This is a genomic window from Nocardia sp. SYP-A9097, assembly GCF_009649815.1.
GTDB lineage: Bacteria > Actinomycetota > Actinomycetes > Mycobacteriales > Mycobacteriaceae > Nocardia.
On the sequence record NZ_WJIC01000012.1, the window covers coordinates 126,375 to 146,761 of the forward strand.

Below are 20,387 nucleotides of genomic sequence, written 5' to 3' on the forward strand. Positions count from 1 at the left end.
TCAGTACTCCTTGCCGAGTCGGCGGGCGGCCGCCAGCGCCGCGGCGTAGGACGCGTCATGCGTTTCCCGCAGGTGCGCCAGCAGCGGGTCCTGCCGGGAATTGACCAGCTCCGCATTGACGAAAACGGTGTCCTGGACGGCGAAATGGCCCGCGAAGAAGTCCCGCAGGAACCGCTCCTGATAGTCGTACGCGGCCTTGGGCGCACCCGGTGAGTACATGCCGCCGCGCGCGGTGGTGACCACGAAACGGGTGGGGGCCAAGGACATTCGCGGGAAGGTGATCTGATCCAGCCAGGCTTTGAGACTCGCGGGAATCGAGTAGTTGTACATGGGGGTGCCGATCAGCACCACATCGGCGGCACGCACCTCGGCGAGCAGGGGTTCCACGATCGCCCAGGCGGCGGTGGTGGCGGGGGTGTCCGCGAGTTCGGCCAGGCGGTCCAGATCGGTACTCCCGGCGGCGAGGACGCGATCGCAGAGTTCGGTCCAGCCCGCGCCGATGAACGGGATCGGATCGGCCGCGAGATCGCGGTACACGTAGGCGCCGCCGGGGTGTTCGGCACGCCAGGCAGCGGCGAAGACGCCGCCGAGTTCGCGGCTGAGGGAGTCGCGGCGGGCGCTGGAATCCAGGTGCAGCAGGCTGGTCATGCTCTTCATCTCCTCAAGTGGACAGTGTGTCCGTTTGCTTTATTCGAACAGTAACCACCAAATGGACATGTTGTCCACTTAAACTTTCGGGATTACAGTGACCGCATGGACCCGATCGCGTTACCGCTGCTCAACGACGAATCACCACCACCCGAGCGGGCGGACGCGGCACGCAATCGGGTCAAAATCCTTGACGCCGCGGCGAACCTCTTCACCGAGCGGAATCCGCGCACGGTCACCATGGACGACATCGCCAAGGCCGCCGGAGTCGGGCGCGGGACGCTGTACCGCCGCTATCCGGATGTCGGTTCCATCGCCGTCGCGCTGCTCGATCAGCACGAGCGCGAACTCCAGGAGCGGCTGCTGCGCGGGGAACCGCCACTGGGCCCCGGAGCGCCGCCTGCCCAACGGCTCGGAGCGTTCTACACGGCCATGCTCGAACTACTCGAAACGCACGCCAATCTGGTGCTCGGTGCGGAGACCGGGGGCGCGCGCTTCCGGACCGGCGCGTACCAGTTCTGGCGGGTGCACGTGCGCGCGCTGCTCACCGAATCCGGTGTGGCGTACCCGGAACCACTGGTGGACGCGCTGCTGGCACCGCTCGCGGCCGAGGTCTATCAATATCAGCGCGAACGCGGGCTCACCCCGGCACAGATCAACGCCGCCCTCCAACATCTGGCGGGCGGCGTGATCGATTGTGCCGCAGATTCTTCCAGCTGATCAGATCATGTCCCGGCGGCGGATCAGCCAGATCGTGCCCGCCGCGAAGAGAGCGACGTAGGCGGACAGGACGATCAGCGATTCACCTCGGGTGAGGATATCCAGCACACCCGGGGTGGCGGGGCCGGTGGTGGTGCGCAGCGAACCCGCCAGCGAACCGGCGGCCGTACCCGGCAGGTGATCGGTGAGAGCCCTTATGGGAGAGAGGATTCCGGCAACCCCGCGCAGCAGGTTCTCCACCACCAGCACCCACACCAGGCCCAGGCCCACCGCCAGCGACGGACCCCGGGCGACAGCTCCGATCAGCGCTCCGGCGAGCGTCCACATGCCCAGAATCGCCGCGCCCGAGCCGATTCCGAGCAGTATCCGGCTCGCCGAGGGCAGCGCCAGGGATTGGCCCTGTGTCGAGGCGATGACCGCGGCCACACCGGTATCGATCACAAACGCGACCAGTACCAGCGCGACCACCGTCACCGCCAGACCGACCACCACGCCACCGATCGCCGCCGCCCGCGAAGGGCCTTGGGTGAGAACGGTTTTCCACGTCCCCCAGCCGTAACCGCTGCCCACCGCGAGGGCGCCCAGCACCAGCATGAGCGCGCCGCCGAACATGGCCATGCCCTGCGTGAAGACCTCCGGAACGGCCGCCGGGAGCATCTGCTCGAGCAGGACCTCACGCGGCTGGCCATTGGACATCCGGCTGGAGTCGCCGGTCGTATAGGCCAGGTAGTTGAACAGGTAGGCGAAGGTGAGATTCAACAGAATCCACGTCCCGAGCACGATCCAGAAGGCCGGCCACTTGCGCAGGCGCAGCAGTTCGGCCCGGGTGCTTGCCGTCAGGGCTCTCATTTCACAGTCTCCGTCATCTCGAAAAATACTTCTTCCAAAGACTTTTCGTCACTGCGCAATTCGAGGAGGTCCGCGCCCGCCTCGATCACCGCACGGGCCACCGCGGACGCCTTTGCCACACCGGCATCGACTCTGATGCCGTTCGCGGTGAGTAGTGCCGAGCGCTCCCCGACCACCCGGCGCACCGCCGGGAAGGCCAGCTCCAGGGGTTCGGCGCGCAGGAAAAGCGATGCCGCGCCGCGTAATTCGCGCACCGTCGATTCGGTGAGCAGCCGGCCGCCGGAGATGACGCCGACGCGATCACAGATCTCCTGCACTTCGGCGAGCAGGTGACTGGAGAGCACGACGGTGTGCCCGTCGGCGGCGAGTCCGGTGATGAGCTCCCGCATCTCGGCCATTCCGGCCGGATCCAAGCCATTGGTGGGCTCATCGAGAATCAGCAGGTCGGGGCGGCCGAGCAGGGCCGCGGCCACTCCCAGGCGCTGCTTCATACCGAGTGAGTAGGTACGGAACTTGTCATTGCCGCGAGCGGCGAGGGCGACCCGGTCGAGCACCTGCTCCACCTCGTCCCGATCCACGCCGCGATATCGGGCCAGTACGCGCAGGTTGTCCCGACCGGACAGGTACGGATAGAAACCCGGGCCCTCGATGAGAACACCTGTGCGACGCATGGTTTCGGGATCACCCGGATGCCGGCCGAGCACCGTCGCGGTGCCGCCGGTGGGCCGGATGAGCCCCACCAGCATGCGCAGCGTGGTGGTCTTGCCGGCCCCGTTCGGGCCCAGGAAACCGTAGATCTCACCGCTGTGGACGCTCATGCTCACGGCATCCACGGCGGTGTGGGAGCCGTAGCGTTTGGTCAACCGATCGGTGCTGACAATCGCTTCGTTCATGCCTCCAAGAATCCGCCGGGACCTGCGCGGGAACATCCGCCGCACAGCGCGATCCGGCGTACGTATCTCGACGTATTCCGCCCGTTGCCGGTGCCGAACCGGCGCGCACGGCACTACCGTGCAGCTATGGAGACGAGTGCGGCACGACGGTGGGATGTGCTGCTCGCAGTGGTGGTCGGGGCTGTCCAGCTCGGCGCGGGCACCCTGGCCAACGAGCATCAGACGGGTATGCGCGCGCTCGACCTGCTCGGATACGCGTTATTGGCGGCCGGGCCGCTGCTACTCGTGGTGCGCCGGCGGTATCCGGATCCGGTGTTCTACGCGGTGCTGGCGATCACCAGCGCCTACCTGTTGATCGGATACGGGTACGGGCCGGTGTTCCTGGCGCTCGTGGTGGCCTTCCTCACCGCCGGGGTGCGCGGGTCACGCTGGCGCACATACTCTTTCGTACCGCTCGGCTATCTGCTCATGGTGTGGCCGGTGCCGTCCTGGCGCGGTTACGACACCAATACCTGGCAGGAGTTCGGGCTGCTGGCCTGGCTGGTCGTGCTGGTGGCCATTGCCGAGGGGCTGCGCCAGCGCATGTCCGCGGTGGCGGCGCGGCACGGGCGAGCCGAGGAGGCGCGGCGCAATGAGCAGGCGCAGCGCGAACGCGAGGCCGCCGAACGCGCGCGCGAGGCGGCGGAACGGGAGCAGCGGGTCAGCGAGGAGCGGCTCACCATCGCCCGTGAGCTGCACGATGTGCTCGCGCACAGCCTCTCGCTCATAAATGTGCAGTCCTCGGTGGCCCTGGAACTCATCGACCGCCGGCCCGAACAGGCCGCGACCGCGCTGGCCGCCATCAAGACCGCCAGCAAGGACGCGCTCGGGGAGGTGCACGCGCTGCTGCGCTCGATTCGCGGCGGCACCGGTACCGTGCCCGCGCCCATCTCCCCCACGGTCGGGATCGGCGATCTGGAGAGTCTGCTGCAACCGGCCCGCGCCGCCGGACTCGAGGTGCGCGCGATTGTGACCGGGGTGCCCAAACGGCTGCCGTCGGTGGTCGATGTGGCCGCCGCGCGCATTGTGCAGGAGTCGCTGACCAATGCGATCCGGCACGCACCCGGCGCGAGTGTCCTTCTCACCGTGCGCTATTCGGCGGATCGACTGCACCTGGCCGTGGACAACACCCGCCCCACCCGCGGTCCCGCCACCGTCTCGACCGGCGGGCACGGCATCACCGGTATGACCGAACGCGCCAAGGCCCTGGGCGGGCGACTGCTCGCCGAACCCAAGCCGGACGGCGGCTTCCGCGTGGAGGCCCGCCTACCCGTCCACCTGGGACACCCCGAACCCGCCAGCTAGGGTCACCGTGTCCGATTGCGCAAGAGGAGGTTTCGTGAGCATCCGGGTTGTGATCGCCGACGATCAGGCGCTGGTCCGCGCCGGATTCGTGGCACTGTTGGACGCGCAGGACGATATCGAGGTGGTCGGCGAGGCCGACAATGGTGCGCAGGCGGTGCGGCTGGCCCGCGAACTCACCCCCGATGTGGTGCTCATGGATATCCGCATGCCGATCCTGGACGGCCTGGCCGCCACCCGCGAAATCGCCTCCGCACCAGAGCTTTCCGACGTGAAGGTGGTCGTACTGACCACCTTCGAACTGGACGAATACGTCTTCGAGGCCATGCGGGCAGGTGCGACCGGCTTCCTGGTCAAACACACCGAACCCGCCGACCTGGTCAAAGCCGTCCACGTGGTGGCGGGCGGCGATGCCCTGCTCTCCCCCAGCGTCACCAAACGCCTGGTCGCGGAATTCGCCACGCACGCCAAACCCGCACCGGCCCAGCAATTCTCCGAACTCACCGACCGCGAACGCGAGGTGATGGCCCTGGTCGCCGAGGGCCTCACCAATGCCGAGATCGCCGAACGGCTCTTCATGAGCCCCGCCACCGCCCGCACCCACGTCAGCCGAATCCTGTTGAAACTCAATGCCCGCGACCGGACTCAACTCGTGGTCATGGCGTACGAATCCGGAATGGTCCGGCCCGGCTGGCAGTAGGTGGTTAGCCGAATTCGGCTACCACGGGGATGATTTCACGGCCGATGACCTCCAGCGGAGCCACCTCGTCGACGCCCTCCACCCGGCCGATGACCATATCGATGCCATTGTCCGCCAGCATCTTCAACGCGCCCAGCAGCTGATCGACCTTCTCACCGCGCTGCCCGACATCGAAGACGAAGACGCAGGTCTTGCGGATCTCGGCCGGATCGCGGCCGATATCCGCGCAGAGCCGGTGCAGCAGTTCGATCTTGCGCGGCAGCTCGGGTCCGGGCCGCAGGCTGCACACGTCCGCATACCGGGCCACCAGCGGCAGGGTGCGCTTCTCACCGTCACCGCCGATGAGGATGGGCGGATGCGGTCGCCGCACGCTCTGCGGGGCATTGAGCGGCCGATTCACTCGGAAGTGCTTGCCCGCGAACGGGTCTTCCGTCTCCCCCCACATGCGCAGGCAGACCTCCAGGGCCTCCTCCAGCATCTCGAACCGCTCCCCCAGTGGCGGGAAAGGCAGTCCGTACCCTTCGACATCACCGGTGGAGGTGCCCGCGCCGATACCCAGCCAGGCTCGCCCACCGGAGAGCACATCCACGGTGGTGACCAGCTTGGCCAGCATGGCCGGATGCCGATAGTGCACACCCGAGACAATCGCCGTCAGTGCGACTTTCGACGTGTGCGCGGCAATGAACGACAGCGTGCTGTACGCCTCCAGCACATTCTGCTCGACCCGTCCCAGCCACGGGCTCTGCCACAGATGATCCCCGACCGCGATGGCCGCGAACCCACTGTCCTCGGCCGTGCGCACCACCTCGGCCAACCCGGGCCCGATCCGATCCGCGGGGGCGTTCATCGCGTAATTGGTGAGATGCAATCCAAGTTCCATGCGATAAGCCTCCGCCGCGAAATCGCGCCGATCATCCGTCTCCCGACGGCATCTCAGCTACGCACCGAGACGTACCCGATCTACTCGACCGCCACCGCCGAGTGCCCGAGGCCGAGCCGGATCGCCTGCTCCACAGGCGAATACACACCGTCCAGGCGGTCGAGCACGCAGGGTTCGCGGAGCTCCAGGGGCGGTTGGGCGAGGAACCGGGGAGTACGGCCCCGATGCGGCTGGGCGGCATGCACCAGGAACGGGTGGCAGAGGTAGACATCGCCCGCGCGGCCGATGGCCAAAGCCTGGGGTAGGTCGGCGGTCGCCGCGTAGGTTTCCAGCAGACCGGGCATGGCGACCCCGGATTCCCCGAACGGGGACAACGCTTTCGGGAGACGCAGATGGGAGCCGACCCGGATACGGGTGGGCGCGTCCTCGGCGGTGATATCGGAGAACAGGAAGAGCATCAGCAGCGCTCTCCCCTTGGAATGGATATTGATTCGCCAGTTGAAGTAGTCGGTGGGGTCGTCCCCAGGGAAGCTGGCATCGATATGCCAGCCGTCGTCACCGGGCGATTCGCTGCTGGGGAACCGAATGGGGAAGGTACCCAGCCCCTTTCGCGGCACCCAGCGGTCCTGGCCGACCAGCTGGTCGAACGCCTCGTGCAGTGCGGGGGCGCCGGCGGCCGCCCGGAAGGGCTCATCGCCGTAACCGTTCAGTCGAATCACCGGCTGTGTCCAGGTGGCGGGATCCTCCGGATCGCAACCGGTTTCGCGCCACAGGAAGGCTCGGCCCGCATCGGCCACCTCGCGTGGGAAGGCCTGCTCGACCTTGACGAAACCATCGGTGATGAACGCGTCGACCTGACTGTCGGTGAGCATGCCGTCCCTTCGATATGCGAAAGCCCCCTCCCACCATTGGTGAGAGGGGGCTTTCGGATCAAACGGTTTTTCTACTCGCCGACTGCGGCGGCTTCACCGGCGACAACCACCGGCTCCCCCGCGGGCGCATCCTTCTTGGTGAGCTTCGCCCTGGACACGAAGGTGAACTTCGCCTTGTCGCCCTGGCCTTCGCCGTCCCAGTCTTCGACATCCACGGCAACGATCTGACCGGCGCCCAGCTCGCCGAAGAGGATCTTCTCCGACAGCTGGTCCTCGATCTCACGCTGGATGGTGCGACGCAGCGGACGGGCACCGAGCACCGGATCGAAGCCGCGCTTGGCGAGCAGGCTCTTGGCCTGTTCGGAGAGCTCGATCTCCATATCCTTGTTCTTGAGCTGCTTGGCGACGCGGCCGATCATCAGGTCCACCATCTGGATGATCTGATCCTGGGTCAGCTGGTGGAAGACGATGACATCGTCGATACGGTTCAGGAACTCGGGGCGGAAGTGCTTCTTCAGCTCGTCGTTGACCTTGAGCTTCATCCGCTCGTAGTTCGAGCCCTCGACATTGCTCTGGGCGAAGCCGAGGCCGACCGCCTTCGAGATATCGGAGGTACCGAGGTTCGAGGTGAAGATCAGGACGGTGTTCTTGAAGTCCACCGTGCGACCCTGACCGTCGGTCAGGCGACCATCCTCGAGGACCTGCAACAGGGTGTTGTAGATCTCCTGGTGGGCCTTCTCGATCTCGTCGAACAGCACCACCGAGAACGGCTTGCGCCGCACCTTCTCGGTCAGCTGGCCGCCCTCTTCGTAGCCGACGTAGCCCGGAGGGGCACCGAAGAGCCGCGAAGCGGTGAAGCGGTCGTGGAACTCGCCCATATCGATCTGGATGAGCGCGTCGTCATCGCCGAACAGGAAGTTCGCCAGCGACTTGGCCAGCTCGGTCTTACCGACACCGGACGGACCGGCGAAGATGAACGAGCCCGACGGGCGCTTCGGGTCCTTCAGGCCGGCGCGAGTGCGGCGAATCGCCTTCGACACGGCCCGGACCGCATCTTCTTGTCCGATGATCCGCTTGTGCAGCTCGTCCTCCATACGGAGCAGACGGGTGGTCTCCTCCTCGGTGAGCTTGAAGACGGGGATACCGGTCCAGTTGGCCAGCACCTCCGCGATCTGCTCATCGTCGACCTCGGCCACGACATCCAAATCGCCCGAGCGCCACTGCTTTTCGCGCTCGGCCCGCTTGGCGACGAGCTGCTTCTCCTTGTCACGCAGGCGCGCTGCCTTCTCGAAGTCCTGCGCGTCGATGGCGCTTTCCTTCTCGCGGCGGGCGTCGGCGATCTTGTCGTCGAATTCGCGCAGGTCCGGCGGTGCGGTCATCCGGCGGATGCGCATGCGCGCGCCCGCCTCGTCGATGAGGTCGATCGCCTTGTCCGGCAGGAACCGATCGTTGATGTAGCGATCCGCGAGCGTCGCGGCTGCGACGAGAGCGCCATCGGTGATCGAAACCCGGTGGTGCGCCTCGTAGCGGTCCCGCAGACCCTTGAGGATATTGATGGTGTGCTCGACCGTCGGCTCGCCGACCTGCACCGGCTGGAAACGACGCTCCAGCGCGGCATCCTTCTCGATGTACTTGCGGTACTCGTCGAGGGTGGTCGCACCGATGGTCTGCAGCTCACCGCGGGCCAGCTTGGGCTTGAGGATCGAGGCCGCGTCGATAGCGCCCTCGGCCGCGCCCGCACCCACCAGGGTGTGCAGCTCGTCGATGAACAGAATGATGTCGCCGCGGGTATTGATCTCCTTGAGCACCTTCTTCAGGCGCTCCTCGAAATCACCGCGGTAGCGGCTGCCCGCGACCAGGGAACCCAGGTCGAGGGTGTACAGCTGCTTGTCCTTGAGTGTCTCCGGCACCTCGCCATTGACGATGGCCTGAGCCAGGCCCTCGACCACGGCGGTCTTACCGACACCGGGCTCGCCGATCAGCACCGGGTTGTTCTTGGTGCGGCGAGACAGCACCTGCATGACCCGCTCGATCTCCTTCGAGCGGCCGATGACCGGGTCGAGCTTGCCTTCGAGCGCGGCCTGGGTCAGGTTGCGGCCGAACTGATCGAGCACCAGCGAAGTGGACGGCGTACCCGACTCACTGCGCGCACCCGAACCCTCGACCGGCTCCTTGCCCTGGTAGCCCGAGAGCAGCTGAATGACCTGCTGGCGCACCCGATTCAGATCCGCGCCCAGCTTGACCAGCACCTGCGCCGCAACGCCCTCACCCTCGCGGATGAGGCCGAGCAGAATGTGCTCGGTGCCGATGTAGTTGTGGCCGAGCTGCAACGCTTCGCGCAGTGACAGCTCGAGAACCTTCTTGGCACGCGGGGTGAAGGGGATGTGACCGGACGGCGCCTGCTGGCCCTGCCCGATGATCTCCTCGACCTGCGAACGCACACCCTCCAGCGAAATGCCCAGCGACTCCAGCGACTTCGCTGCGACGCCCTCACCCTCGTGGATCAGGCCCAGCAGGATGTGCTCGGTGCCGATGTAGTTGTGGTTGAGCATCCGGGCCTCTTCTTGGGCCAGGACAACGACCCGCCGCGCGCGGTCGGTGAACCTCTCGAACATCGCTCCCTCACTTCCTGCTCCGCTTACTACGGCATCCGGCGCTTCAGACCCTGTGCTGCCCTTCTGGTCGCCAGCCTGCCATGAAGCCCTGGGGTTGCATCCCCCGCCTCCACTCTAGTTGGCAGGGGTCACGCACGTCGTCCGTCCACCCTATTGCGAACCGGCGACAGTACGACTCATTCCCTCATAACGGGGCTGTAGCCGGGAACGTTTCCGTCCCGGCTACGCCCACAGCGAACAGCTGTATTTTTTGCCCTCCGCTTCGCTGCGGGCAAGTTCGCGGCCCTGGGAGTCCCACTTCTTCCCTCCCTCCGCTCCCCCGCTTCGCTCCTCCGCTCCACTCAGTCCAGAAGTGAGACGGGCCGCGAACTTGCAGGTTGTGGTTACCCGGTGAAGGGCGGGATGAACTCGCATGAGACGGTGCGCGGATGTGCGGGGTCCAGGGCATTCAGGGCCCACATGGCCACGCGATGACTGCCCGCGATGGCCAGGTGATCGGAGAAATCGGTCGAGCAACCGTCCTGCACCAGAATGTTCGTCGCGTTCGGCGCGGGCACCAGGCCGATCGAGACCGGAACGATCAACTCGTCGTAAATCGTGTCGATATTGGTGTACGAGACGGTCGGGTCGTAGACGCCGTCGGAGTTCAGCGCGGCGATGAAGGCGCTGCCGCCCACCATTTCCGAACAGGCCGGGCAGATGCCCGTACCGACCGCCAGCGCATCGACATCACCGGCACCGAGCTCCTTCGCGAACCTGCGGATGATGTTCATCTGATCGCCGTAGGTGCCCAGCCAGGGTGCGGAGATGGCGACGAACTTGTTCACCTGGCCAGAGCCGCCCGCGCGCTTGATGTAGTAGTTGCCGACGATAGTGCCCTGCGAATGCGCGATCAGGTCGACCATGGCGGCCCCGGTGGCGGCCCGCACCCGGGTCACGAAGTTCGCCAGTTCGGCGCCCTCTGCCTCGATCGTCTTCATACCGCCCATGGCCGAGAGCGGCCACGGCACGTCGAGCTGACCGTAGGTGAGGGTGTAGACGCAGTAGCCCGCATTGGCGAGCATCGGGATGTACGCACCCCAATTGGTCTGTGCGCCACCGGCGGTGCCGTGGACGAGCACCACGGGGTCCGGATGCTCCCGGGTGGGCTTGCAGGACCAGTCGTTGGAACCGGGCATGTCGCCGCCCGGATTGGCGAGCTCGAACGGGATGCCCGCGAAGAAGTTGAAGTTCTCGGGGTATTCGGCGTGGGCGGTGCCGCTCACCCCCAGTGTCAGTACCGCCAGAACCGCCGTAACCAGCAGTGATCTCGGTGAACGGCGCAAGCGCGGAACACGCATGTTCCCTCCCAAACTAGAACGTGTTTCGACAACCTAATCGAGAAACAAGCACCGGAGATGGGAAATGGGCGAGAAAATTATGAAACCTGTTCCATTCTCTCACGCAGAAAAACCGGGACCCCTGCGGATCCCGGTTTTCCTGCGGATTCTGCGACCGGCGCTCACCACTGGCGAGGCGCGAAACCCGGCTGCGGGGCCGGAGCGAACCGCTGCGGCTGCTGGATCGCCACCGGAGCGACAAAGCCACCGCGCCCCTGCTGAACCGCCGGACCACTCGCCACCGCGGTATTCGCCGGAGCCGCAACCGCATTCGCCTTGCTGTGCTGCACACCGGCCATGAACAGCGCGCCCATCAGCGCCACGAAGGCCAGGGTGTGCAGGATGGCGCGAACGATATTCCAACGCACCCAGGAGGTTTCGAACTGCGCCCGCACCGCCGCCAGATCACCGATCTGTGCCGGATCACCCGCGGCGGCCAACTGGTTGTTGAGCGGGACGTTCAGCCCCGAGGTCACCGCGAAGGCAATCACATTGAGCACCACGGCGATTCCGATCCACAGCAGCGTGGTGCGCGCATCCTTGCCCAGGTGCAGCGCCGCCGCCAGCACCGTGAAACCGACGGTGCCCATGAAGAGCAGCATGAACAGCGGATTGACGATGATGACATTGATGCGCTGCATAACGTCGATCATGGTGCGATCGTCGGTCTGGCCCAGGGCGGGCATCACCGAGTTCACATAGCCGTAAAAGAGACCGGCGATCAGGCCGGTCGACAGGGTCGCCGCCGCCAGCGCGGTCATACGAAGAGCGAACATCGGAGTCTCCTGACTGGGTCGTTTCCCGGAATTCCCGGGCTTTCCAACGACTTCCAGTCAACCGGCTGACGACTCGCCGCAACATCGTTCAGAAGCTCGCGGACATCAGCGCGAGTCTCACAGATCGCGTTCGGAAACCACACCGCTCTGCATGGCCAGATTCGCGAGCTTTACCCGCTTCTGATTCTGCGGCAGATCCTCCACACCGAACTTGGCGAAGAGCGCGCGCAGATGCGTCTTGATGGCATCCACACTCAGGAACAGCTCGGCGGCGATCTGCTGATTCGACGACGGCGAGGCGAAACCGTCATTGCCGCGCAGCGGACGGCACAGCGCGATGAGTACGGCCCGCTGGGTTTCGGTGAGCGAGCGCAGCGTCGGCAGCCCACCGGTGGAGGTCTGCGTGACATCGCCTGCGGCACCGGAGAAATCGTGGAAGGTGACCCGCGAGGTGCCCATCCGGATCACATCGCCCGGCTGCAGCCGATGCCGCCCGACCAGGCGATCCCCATTCACGAAAGTGCCGTTACGGGAGAGCCCGTCATCCACGATGGTCCAGTGCGCGCCCAGATATTCGGCGGTCGCGTGCAGGCGGGACACCTCGACGTCCCAGAAGAGTGAGAGATCGGCCTGGGGTGAGCGGCCGATGGTGATACGCGGCTGATCCGGGGTCAGCATCAGCTCGTGCTGACGACCCTCTTGATCCTTGACCCGCAGGAATGAACCGTTGAATGCGGTCACTGCGCCGATACCTCGTCTCTACACCCAGCCAGTGACATCGTTCGCACAGTTCAATGGTGCCGTGCCGTCTCGGCGCGAGCAAGATCGTGCCATGGATATGGGTAGCGCGCACCCACAATAGTTATACGCAAAGCGTATGAATAAACCACTGCCGCCCGGGCTCGCACGAAACACCCGGACGGCAGTCGCAAAGACGACTAGTTCTTCGCAGCGGCCTTGTTGTAGGCCTCCGTGATGTCCGCGGAGATACGCCCACGGGCAGAAACCTTGTGCCCATTACGGCGCGCCCATTCACGAATCGCCGCACTTTGTTCGCGATCGATCGAAACCCGGCTCTTCGGACCGGCGGTGGCGGCGGCCGTGGCCTTGGTACGACGGCGACCACTCACTCGACGCGCGTTGGAAACCCAAACCTCCAGACCGTCCCGCAGCTTGGACGCATTAGCCGTCGACAAGTCGATCTCGTACGAGACGCCATCGATTGCGAACTCGATGGTCTCGTCCGCGATGGACTCACCGTCGACATCGTCGATCAGGCTAACGGTGACCTTCTTTGCCATGAGATGAACGTCCTCTCGAAATCGTGCGACCCGCATAGTTAGGCCGATTACCCTAAACCAGAATACCGCTTAATTCGATAGTCCCAGAACGGGCACCGACAATGCAATCCAGCGAACTCAACGAGATGCTGGACGCACAATTGGAAAGAGTATCGTTTCCCGGATTCCCAAGCCAGTCAGGGCCATCAGCAACCGATCGATTCCCATACCCGTTCCGGTCGTCGGAGGCATACCGTGCTCCATCGCGGCAAGGAAGTCCTCGTCCAGCCGCATGGCCTCATCGTCGCCCGCGGCGGCCAAACGCGCCTGATCCTCGAAACGTTCACGCTGGATGACCGGATCAACTAGTTCGGAATATCCGGTGGCGAGTTCGAAGCCGCGCACGTACAGGTCCCACTTCTCGGTAACCCCGGGCTTGCTCCGATGCTGACGCGTCAAGGGAGAGGTCTCCACCGGGAAGTCACGAACGAAAGTCGGCGCGTACAGCTTGTCGCCGTACACGTGCTCCCACAGTTCCTCGACCAGTTTGCCGTGACCGTAGCCCTTGTCCTGCGGAATTTCCAGACCTACTCGATCAGCGAGTGCCAGCAATTCCTGAACCGAAGTTTCCGGCGTGACCTCCACACCGATCGACTCCGACAGCGACGGGTACATCTCAACGGTCGTCCACTCGCCCGACAGATCGTATTCGGTACCGTCCGCGAGTGTGACCACCTGCGTGCCGTAGACCGACTGCGCCACTTCCTGGATCAATTCGCGCATCATCTTCGCGGAATCGTCGTAGGTGCCGTACGCCTCGTAGGTTTCCAACATTGCGAACTCGGGCGAATGCGTCGAGTCCGCACCCTCGTTGCGGAAGTTCCGGTTGATCTCGAAAACCTTCTCGATTCCACCCACCACACACCGCTTCAGGAACAACTCCGGAGCGATACGCAGGAACAACTCCATGTCCAGCGCATTGGAGTGGGTCTCGAACGGACGCGCCGTCGCACCACCGTGGATGGTCTGCAGCATGGGGGTCTCGACCTCCAGAAAACCCCTGTGCTCCAACGCATCTCGCAGCGCGCGCACCGCGGCGATGCGGGTGCGGGCCATCTCGCGGGCCTCCGGGCGGATGATCAGATCCACATACCGCTGGCGGACCCGGGACTCCTCGTTCATCTCCTTGTGCGCCACCGGCAGCGGGCGCAGCGACTTGGCCGCCATCTCCCACGCATCGGCCATCACACTCAATTCACCCGTGCGCGAAGAGATCACCTCACCGTGCACGAAGACGAAATCGCCCAGATCCACATCGGACTTCCACGCGGCCAGGGACTCCGGACCCACGCCATTGAGGCTGATCATGGCCTGCAGCTTGGTGCCGTCACCCTCCTGCAGGGTGGCAAAACACAGTTTGCCGGTATTACGCATGAAAATGACGCGGCCGGCGACACCGGCGATCAGACCGGTCTGCGTATCGGATTCGAGTTCCGGGTAGGCGGCGCGAATTTCGGCGAGACTGTGCGTTCGGCCGACAACCACCGGATAAGCCTCACGGCCCTCCGCCAGCAACCGCTCCCGCTTCTCGCGGCGAATCCGCATCTGCTCCGGGACATCGAGCTCCACGGCCGGGGCCGCGGCGCGCTTTTGACCTGCGGATGACGTGGTGCCTGCGGGAGAAGAGGGGGTGGGGGTGCTCACGGGGCTTTAGCTTATCCTGCGGTGGAAACCTATTTTTCCACCGCCCGGGCAAACCAATTCAGAGCCAGGCGAGCGTCGCCACCTCGCGCTCGAAGTGCGGAGCGGTGGCGGCCACCGTGAGAAGTCCGGCGGCTTTCAACGCCTGATATCCGCCCACCAGATCGGTGGCGCGGCGCAGGCCCAGCTGCTGCAGCGACGAGGCCGCCAAAGAGGACGTATAGCCCTCCGAGCAGACGATGATCCATTCGCGGTCATGGTCGTCCGCGAGCGCCAGGCGCGCCTCGCTGGTCGGATCCAAACGCCATTCCAGCACATTGCGCTCGATCACCAGCGCACCCGGCAGGGTGCCTTCGCGCAGCCGCTGCGCCTGCGGGCGAATATCAACCAGCAGCGCACCGCGGGCAATGGCCTGCGGAATTTCCACCGGGTACAGGCGCCGCAACCGCTCGCGCGCCTGGGCGAGCATGCCGTCGATCGTCAAGTGGGTCATTCGAGTTCGCCTTCGGGCTGGTCGGTGAGGACGGAACGAGTGCGCCGCAGTGTGCCGTGGCCGGTGACCTCGTAATAGGACATGGCGGTCAGCGGCGGGGAATAGGCGTGCACGCTCAAAGTCGGATCGAGCGGGCCGGAAATACCGGCCGCCGCGGCGGGAGCACGCACCACGTCATGCACCCAGCCCAGCGGGAAAGAGGCCTGATCACCGGCCGCGAGGGTACGGCGGCGCAATTCCCGCCCGTTCCAGCGGAATTCGGAGAGGGCGCCCGAGAGTACGGTCAGCGCGCCGAGCGAACCGGCGTGATCATGTAATTCGGTGGCGATATCGGCGACCCAGCTGATCAGCCAGAGGTCCACCTCGTCGTCGGCGAGAAGCCTTACCGCCCAACGCTTTTCGGTGGGCCACAGGCCGTCGGACGGCAGCAGATGATCGTAGCGGCCGGCCAATACGTCCTCCGCGCCTTCGTCGGTGAGACGCAAAAGATCGGCGGGACGCAGCCGGGTGGGGGAAGCGGAAAGAACAGAAGATCGCATGAGGCGAAACTCCAAGAAGTGTGTTTACGGTCGAGGGCGAAAAACGATGCCTCGACGAAGCCGAGGCTGATCAGCCTCGACAACACTCCTGGGTGCTCACGCGGGAATACACGTCGGCGAGCTTAGCAGCCGTTCCCGGAGAAGCAACAGGGCCTCCAGGGAACGACTGCGTCACAAACCGATGGGTTCGCATTACGGCTGACGCAGCCGTCGCTGCTGGTTGCGCTCGTACACCAGGCGCAGACCGTCCAGGGTCAGATGCGGTTCGTGATGCTCGATGGTCTCCGACTCCGGGACGATCAGCGGCGCGGTCGCACCCGTCGCCACGATCGCCACATCGTCGCCGGAGAAGGCATCGAATTCATCGCGAATTCGATCGATGAGGCCATCCACCATGCCGGCGAAACCGAAGACGGCACCGGACTGCATGCACTCCATGCTGTTCTTACCGACGACCGAACGCGGGCGGGTCAGCTCGGCCCGGCGCAGCGCACTGCGCTCCACCAGCGCCTCGGTGGAGATCTCCACACCGGGCGCGATGATGCCACCCAGGAATTCCCCCTTGGCGGACACCAGATCCACACAGATAGCGGTACCGAAATCGACCACAATGGCCGGGGATTGATAGCGGTGATAGGCGGCCAGACAGTTCACGATACGGTCCGCGCCCACCTCCTTGGGATTGTCCACCAGCAACGGAATACCCGTTCGCACACCGGGTTCCACCAAAATATTCGACACATGCCCCCAGTAACGGCCGAGCATTTCACGCAGCTCGCGCAACACCGGCGGCACCGTAGACAGCGCGGAGACACCCACCACCTGCTCGGCGTCCGAGCCGATCAAACCCCGCACCTGCAACGCGAATTCGTCCGCGGTGATCAGTGGATTGGTGTGGGTTCGCCACTGCCGCACCAGCTTCGCGTGCTCCCCACTACCGGAGAACAAGCCCAGTTCGATACTGGTATTGCGGACATCGATGGTCAGCAGCATGGGTGTCCCCGACGCTCCGTTCTCAGTTGGCGAAGGTGAGCGAGCGCGGCGAGACGAGATCCGAACCCGCCGGCGCGTGCGCCGGATCCGAACCCAGCTCCACCTGCCGATTGCGATCGTCCACGAAGACCACGCGCGGCGCGTACTCCTTCAGCTCGGCCTCGTCCATCATGGCGTAGGCGATCAGGATCACCAGATCGCCCGGATTCACCAGATGCGCTGCGGCGCCGTTGATTCCGATCACACCGGAGCCGCGCTCGCCCGCGATGATGTAGGTCTCCAAGCGGGCGCCATTGGTGATGTCGACAATGCAGACCTGCTCGCCTTCGAGCAGATCGGCGGCATCGAGGAGATCCTGGTCGACGGTCACCGAACCGACATAGTGCAGGTCGGCATGGGTCACCGTGGCGCGGTGGATCTTGGACTTCATCATGGTGCGCAACATCGGCGTTGCCTCCTAACGAGTTGCCGCGGCGGGCTGGTCGGGGGTGGTCGGATTGCCGTCGATCGGGGTGCCGAGGGTGACGGGCAGATTGTCGATGAGCCGGGTGCCGCCGACCTTCGCCGCGATCAGCAGGCGGGCATTACCGCTGAGCTGCACCGCGCCGAGGTCGGAGCCGCGCAGCTCCAGATACTGGATCTCGATCTCCGGCGTACTCGCCAGCACCGAATTCGCCGCTGTCAGTACGGCTTCCGGGCCCAGACCGGCGGCATGACGACCGGCCGCCAGGGCCGCGGAGAGGGTGGTGGCGAGCTGGCGGGCGGCCGGATCCAGGAAGCGATTACGTGAGGACAGGGCCAGGCCGTCCTGCTCGCGCACGGTCGGAATGGCGACGATCTTCAGATCGAAATTCAGGTCCCGCACCATCTGCCGGATCAAAGCCAGCTGCTGATAATCCTTCTCACCGAAGAACGCCTCGCTGGGACGGCAGATCTGGAACAGCTTGGCCACCACGGTCAGCATCCCCGCGAAATGACCTGGGCGGACAGCACCTTCGAGCTCATCGCCGATCGGACCGGGGTGCACGGTGGTACGCGGACCGTCCGGGTACATCTCGGCGGCACTGGGCGCGAACACCAGCTCCACGCCCTCTGCGCGCAGCAGCTCCACATCGGCGTCCAGGGTGCGCGGGTATTTGTCCAGATCCTCGCCCGCACCGAATTGCAGGGGATTCACGAAGATGGACACGATGACAACCTGATTGGTGCGCTTGGCCCGCCGCACCAACTCCAGATGCCCCTCGTGCAGGGCACCCATGGTCGGAACCAGTGCGACCGTACGACCCGTCGACCGCAATGCCTTGGCAACCGAGGTGACCACCGCCGGATCGTGCAGCACGGTCAGTTCGCCGCGCTTGTACGTGCCACGCAGTTTCGGGTCCATCAGTTTCCTTCCAGCAGATCGATCAGGTCGGGATTGCTCCTGGCGCGCTCGGCCGAACGCAGTGAGAGCGCGCGATATCCGGCCTCGAGGCGCGGATCGAGCGACTCCAGCGCGGTCAGGTGCGCGGCCACCGCGGGCACATCGCCGCGCGCCACCGGACCGGTGAGCGCGGCCGGGCCGCGCCGCAGCGCATTGTCCAGAGCGGCCGAGGCCAACGGTGCCAGCATGCGCTCGGCAAGTCCATTGGGCTCGGCCTCGACCAGCTGCTGACCGAGCAGCCCGGGGCCGGCGAGAGCGGCGCGCAGAGCCTCCACGGCATCCACGATCAGGGTCACCAGATGATTGCTGCCATGCGCGAGAGCCGCGTGATAGAGCGTGCGGTTCTCCTCCGAGACCCGCACCGGCTCACCGCCCATCTCGATCACCAGCGACTGCGCGATGGCGAAACCGATGTCATCGGCGGCGGTCACACCGAAGCAGGCATTGGCCAGCCGGGCGATGTCCTCGTCATGACCGGTGAAGGTCATGGCCGGATGAATCGCCAGCGGCAACGCGCCCAACTCGGTGAGCGGGGCCAGTATTCCGATGCCATTCGCACCGGAGGTGTGCACCACGATGGTGCCCGGACGCACCGCCTTCGCCGCCGCCAAACCCGCTACCAGCCCGGCCAATTCGCTGTCCGGCACGGCCAGCACCAGCAGTTCGCTACGGCTCGCCACCTCTTCGGCGGGCAGAATCCGGGAATCCGGCAGCCGCGTCTCGGCCCGCCGAATGGACGCGTCCGAAATCGCGGAAACACCGAAGACCACATGCCCGGCACGCTCGAGTGCCGCACCCAAGGCGGAGCCGACGCGTCCCGCCGAGACGATTCCCACCGTCAGTCGTGCAGGCGCAAGATCGGTTCCGCAGACATCCTTGTCCGAGGTCACCCTTGTCCTCTCGAAGTTCGTTCCAGTCCCGCTCTGCGGGTACCAGACGTTACGGCCCGAGAATATCGGCCTCGATGCGAGGCGGCCACCGACTGTGGGATGTCTTACAGGGTGCTAGCGACCACCCTCGGAACGCAGATTCGCCATGATCTCGGCCACCGACAGGCGCCGGCCCGAATCGTCGCCGGCATCCTCGTCGGAGCGGCGGCGACGCCGTGAGCTGGCGGTACCCATCGGCGCGGCAGGCGCGGCGGGTTCGGCCAGCAGGCGCGGATTGCTCTCCGGCGCGGGCTGGGGAACATTGCCCGTCGCGGGCTTGGGTGCGCTACCCGTGGCGGGGTTGTGCGCACCACCGGCCTCGGAGAGATCGGTCTCGAACCACGGAACCTGCTGCAGCTCTTCACGTTCCGGACTGGTGAGCTGGTCCGGCGACGCCGCGGCCGGGTCACCCAGGCGCGGGATCGGCTGCGCCGAGGCGGTCGAACCGGAGCGCAGGGCATCGGCGGCCGCGCGCGCGACATCCACATCGTCGCGGGAATCATCCCGCGGCGCACCGGGTTTCGTGGCGAACTCGTCCTCGAACGGGCGCAGGTGCTCGAAATCGTGCGGCGGCTCGTATTCCCGGGAACGGTCCGCCGGGTGATGCGGGACACGCAGCCGGTCGAAGCTCTCGGTGACGATGGAGGTCTCCGCGGTCACCGGATCGTCGAAGGGGCTGGCGAAGGCCGGCGGCTCGGGATGATCGGCATCGAAGACCGGCGTGATGCGGCTGCCCAGATCCTGTTCGATCGGTTCGACCGGCGCGGACCACGGATCCCAGGTATCGGTGTCCTCCCAGCTACCGTTCGCCGAACCATTCGCGGAATTACCGTTGCTGGCCGGCAATTCCTGCACTCGCACCGCATCGGCGCGCAGCGCGGGGCGCTCACCGGGCAGATCGCCGTCGAACAGACGCTGCAGGCTCTCCCGCAACACGGTGAGTTCGGCGCGCAGGGCGGCCATTTCCTCGGCGTCCGCGCCGACCTCTTTACGCACCCGCGTCTCGACGCCGAGTTCGTATTCGCGGCGGGCAGCAACCTCACGCTCGAGCTGCAGTTGGTAGACCTTCTGCAGGTCGCCCACTTTCGCCTTGTCCGTAGCCGACTCCCTGCGATAACGGGTCGCGGCGAGGGCACCGATGGCGGCCGCCCAGAGGGCCGCGACCAGGCCCACACGGATCATATGGACGTTATCGCTGAAGACCAGGAAAACGCTGGCAACCAGACCGAGGAGAAGCAGCAGACCGGTGAAGAATTTTCCCGCGTCTTCTCGTCGTCGACGGGAAGCACTGCTCCGGGAGGGTGAAACCATGTCCACCAACATAGCTTGAACCGGACACTCAGGCTTCAACCTTGC

General features: G+C 65.5%; 21 protein-coding genes. 3 read left to right on the top strand and 18 right to left on the bottom strand.

Annotated features, from left to right (window positions below; genetic code table 11):
• Positions 1–648, bottom strand: a complete 648-nt coding sequence (locus GFY24_RS23750; protein ID WP_153807280.1) for an FMN-dependent NADH-azoreductase — start codon at positions 646–648, stop codon at positions 1–3.
• A gap of 105 nt (positions 649–753) precedes the next feature.
• Between GFY24_RS23750 and GFY24_RS23755 the strand changes: the two genes are divergently transcribed.
• On the top strand, positions 754–1,368 hold the full coding sequence (locus GFY24_RS23755) for a TetR/AcrR family transcriptional regulator (protein ID WP_153807281.1): 615 nt from the start codon (positions 754–756) through the stop codon (positions 1,366–1,368).
• Here GFY24_RS23755 and GFY24_RS23760 read toward each other — a convergent pair whose 3' ends face one another.
• Both GFY24_RS23760 and GFY24_RS23765 read right to left on the bottom strand, forming a co-directional pair.
• On the bottom strand, positions 1,369–2,217 hold the full coding sequence (locus GFY24_RS23760; protein WP_153807282.1) for an ABC transporter permease subunit: 849 nt from the start codon (positions 2,215–2,217) through the stop codon (positions 1,369–1,371).
• Complete coding sequence (locus tag GFY24_RS23765; RefSeq protein WP_153807283.1) at positions 2,214–3,110, bottom strand: ABC transporter ATP-binding protein; 897 nt, start codon at positions 3,108–3,110, stop codon at positions 2,214–2,216. Before GFY24_RS23765 ends, GFY24_RS23760 begins: the two co-directional genes overlap by 4 nt.
• 126 nt (positions 3,111–3,236) lie before the next feature.
• Here GFY24_RS23765 and GFY24_RS23770 point away from each other — a divergent pair, with 126 nt between their 5' ends.
• Both GFY24_RS23770 and GFY24_RS23775 read left to right on the top strand, forming a co-directional pair.
• Complete coding sequence (locus GFY24_RS23770; RefSeq protein ID WP_153807284.1) at positions 3,237–4,454, top strand: sensor histidine kinase; 1,218 nt, start codon at positions 3,237–3,239, stop codon at positions 4,452–4,454.
• A gap of 34 nt (positions 4,455–4,488) precedes the next feature.
• Positions 4,489–5,151 carry a response regulator transcription factor gene (locus tag GFY24_RS23775; protein WP_309231252.1) on the top strand — a complete coding sequence of 221 codons (663 nt, stop codon included), beginning with the start codon at positions 4,489–4,491 and terminating at the stop codon, positions 5,149–5,151.
• A gap of 4 nt (positions 5,152–5,155) precedes the next feature.
• On the opposite strand, the gene GFY24_RS23780 is transcribed toward GFY24_RS23775, so the two are convergent.
• From GFY24_RS23780 to GFY24_RS23850, 15 genes are all read right to left on the bottom strand, one after another.
• Entirely contained in the window at positions 5,156–6,031 is an 876-nt protein-coding gene (locus tag GFY24_RS23780) for an LLM class F420-dependent oxidoreductase (RefSeq protein ID WP_153807285.1), read from the bottom strand.
• A gap of 80 nt (positions 6,032–6,111) precedes the next feature.
• Positions 6,112–6,903: a phytanoyl-CoA dioxygenase family protein gene (locus GFY24_RS23785; protein ID WP_153807286.1), complete on the bottom strand. Its 792-nt coding sequence runs from the start codon at positions 6,901–6,903 to the stop codon at positions 6,112–6,114.
• A gap of 71 nt (positions 6,904–6,974) precedes the next feature.
• Positions 6,975–9,518, bottom strand: coding sequence for an ATP-dependent Clp protease ATP-binding subunit (locus GFY24_RS23790; RefSeq protein ID WP_153807287.1), 2,544 nt, complete (start codon positions 9,516–9,518; stop codon positions 6,975–6,977).
• A 383-nt stretch (positions 9,519–9,901) separates the two neighbouring features.
• Positions 9,902–10,858 carry a triacylglycerol lipase gene (locus GFY24_RS23795; protein ID WP_153807288.1) on the bottom strand — a complete coding sequence of 319 codons (957 nt, stop codon included), beginning with the start codon at positions 10,856–10,858 and terminating at the stop codon, positions 9,902–9,904.
• Between the two features lie 161 nt (positions 10,859–11,019).
• Entirely contained in the window at positions 11,020–11,673 is a 654-nt protein-coding gene (locus GFY24_RS23800) for a DUF1772 domain-containing protein (RefSeq protein WP_153807289.1), read from the bottom strand.
• Between the two features lie 117 nt (positions 11,674–11,790).
• A complete protein-coding gene (locus GFY24_RS23805; RefSeq protein WP_375336087.1) occupies positions 11,791–12,414 on the bottom strand; it encodes an FHA domain-containing protein in 624 nt (207 codons plus the stop codon).
• Between the two features lie 197 nt (positions 12,415–12,611).
• Positions 12,612–12,974 (bottom strand): Lsr2 family protein, encoded by a 363-nt coding sequence (locus tag GFY24_RS23810; protein WP_153807290.1) that lies wholly within the window; start codon positions 12,972–12,974, stop codon positions 12,612–12,614.
• A gap of 117 nt (positions 12,975–13,091) precedes the next feature.
• On the bottom strand, positions 13,092–14,558 hold the full coding sequence (lysS, locus tag GFY24_RS23815; protein ID WP_153807374.1) for a lysine--tRNA ligase: 1,467 nt from the start codon (positions 14,556–14,558) through the stop codon (positions 13,092–13,094).
• Positions 14,559–14,715: 157 nt separating this feature from the next.
• A complete protein-coding gene (locus GFY24_RS23820; protein WP_375336088.1) occupies positions 14,716–15,147 on the bottom strand; it encodes a rhodanese-like domain-containing protein in 432 nt (143 codons plus the stop codon).
• A complete protein-coding gene (locus GFY24_RS23825) occupies positions 15,144–15,686 on the bottom strand; it encodes a cysteine dioxygenase (protein WP_153807291.1) in 543 nt (180 codons plus the stop codon). Before GFY24_RS23825 ends, GFY24_RS23820 begins: the two co-directional genes overlap by 4 nt.
• A gap of 192 nt (positions 15,687–15,878) precedes the next feature.
• Positions 15,879–16,679, bottom strand: a complete 801-nt coding sequence (locus tag GFY24_RS23830) for a type III pantothenate kinase (RefSeq protein WP_153807292.1) — start codon at positions 16,677–16,679, stop codon at positions 15,879–15,881.
• Between the two features lie 22 nt (positions 16,680–16,701).
• Positions 16,702–17,124 (bottom strand): aspartate 1-decarboxylase, encoded by a 423-nt coding sequence (gene panD / locus GFY24_RS23835; protein WP_153807293.1) that lies wholly within the window; start codon positions 17,122–17,124, stop codon positions 16,702–16,704.
• Positions 17,125–17,136: 12 nt separating this feature from the next.
• Complete coding sequence (gene panC, locus GFY24_RS23840) at positions 17,137–18,063, bottom strand: pantoate--beta-alanine ligase (protein WP_153807294.1); 927 nt, start codon at positions 18,061–18,063, stop codon at positions 17,137–17,139.
• On the bottom strand, positions 18,063–18,992 hold the full coding sequence (locus GFY24_RS23845; RefSeq protein ID WP_309231253.1) for a DUF2520 domain-containing protein: 930 nt from the start codon (positions 18,990–18,992) through the stop codon (positions 18,063–18,065). The genes panC and GFY24_RS23845 overlap by 1 nt, the downstream gene beginning before the upstream one ends.
• Before the next feature lie 114 nt (positions 18,993–19,106).
• Positions 19,107–20,342 carry a DUF6779 domain-containing protein gene (locus tag GFY24_RS23850; RefSeq protein WP_153807295.1) on the bottom strand — a complete coding sequence of 412 codons (1,236 nt, stop codon included), beginning with the start codon at positions 20,340–20,342 and terminating at the stop codon, positions 19,107–19,109.
• Between the last annotated feature and the right edge of the window lie 45 nt (positions 20,343–20,387).

What these genes read in the sequence shown, in the direction of transcription:
- GFY24_RS23750 (WP_153807280.1), bottom strand. Translation starts at nt 648, where the DNA reads ATGACCAGCCTGCTGCACCTGGATTCCAGCGCCCGCCGCGACTCCCTC.
- GFY24_RS23755 (WP_153807281.1), top strand. Translation starts at nt 754, where the DNA reads ATGGACCCGATCGCGTTACCGCTGCTCAACGACGAATCACCACCACCC.
- GFY24_RS23760 (WP_153807282.1), bottom strand. Translation starts at nt 2,217, where the DNA reads ATGAGAGCCCTGACGGCAAGCACCCGGGCCGAACTGCTGCGCCTGCGC.
- GFY24_RS23765 (WP_153807283.1), bottom strand. Translation starts at nt 3,110, where the DNA reads ATGAACGAAGCGATTGTCAGCACCGATCGGTTGACCAAACGCTACGGC.
- GFY24_RS23770 (WP_153807284.1), top strand. Translation starts at nt 3,237, where the DNA reads ATGGAGACGAGTGCGGCACGACGGTGGGATGTGCTGCTCGCAGTGGTG.
- GFY24_RS23780 (WP_153807285.1), bottom strand. Translation starts at nt 6,031, where the DNA reads ATGGAACTTGGATTGCATCTCACCAATTACGCGATGAACGCCCCCGCG.
- GFY24_RS23785 (WP_153807286.1), bottom strand. Translation starts at nt 6,903, where the DNA reads ATGCTCACCGACAGTCAGGTCGACGCGTTCATCACCGATGGTTTCGTC.
- GFY24_RS23790 (WP_153807287.1), bottom strand. Translation starts at nt 9,518, where the DNA reads ATGTTCGAGAGGTTCACCGACCGCGCGCGGCGGGTCGTTGTCCTGGCC.
- GFY24_RS23795 (WP_153807288.1), bottom strand. Translation starts at nt 10,858, where the DNA reads ATGCGTGTTCCGCGCTTGCGCCGTTCACCGAGATCACTGCTGGTTACG.
- GFY24_RS23800 (WP_153807289.1), bottom strand. Translation starts at nt 11,673, where the DNA reads ATGTTCGCTCTTCGTATGACCGCGCTGGCGGCGGCGACCCTGTCGACC.
- GFY24_RS23810 (WP_153807290.1), bottom strand. Translation starts at nt 12,974, where the DNA reads ATGGCAAAGAAGGTCACCGTTAGCCTGATCGACGATGTCGACGGTGAG.
- lysS (WP_153807374.1), bottom strand. Translation starts at nt 14,558, where the DNA reads ATGCGGATTCGCCGCGAGAAGCGGGAGCGGTTGCTGGCGGAGGGCCGT.
- GFY24_RS23820 (WP_375336088.1), bottom strand. Translation starts at nt 15,147, where the DNA reads ATGACCCACTTGACGATCGACGGCATGCTCGCCCAGGCGCGCGAGCGG.
- GFY24_RS23825 (WP_153807291.1), bottom strand. Translation starts at nt 15,686, where the DNA reads ATGCGATCTTCTGTTCTTTCCGCTTCCCCCACCCGGCTGCGTCCCGCC.
- GFY24_RS23830 (WP_153807292.1), bottom strand. Translation starts at nt 16,679, where the DNA reads ATGCTGCTGACCATCGATGTCCGCAATACCAGTATCGAACTGGGCTTG.
- panD (WP_153807293.1), bottom strand. Translation starts at nt 17,124, where the DNA reads ATGTTGCGCACCATGATGAAGTCCAAGATCCACCGCGCCACGGTGACC.
- panC (WP_153807294.1), bottom strand. Translation starts at nt 18,063, where the DNA reads ATGGACCCGAAACTGCGTGGCACGTACAAGCGCGGCGAACTGACCGTG.
- GFY24_RS23850 (WP_153807295.1), bottom strand. Translation starts at nt 20,342, where the DNA reads ATGGTTTCACCCTCCCGGAGCAGTGCTTCCCGTCGACGACGAGAAGAC.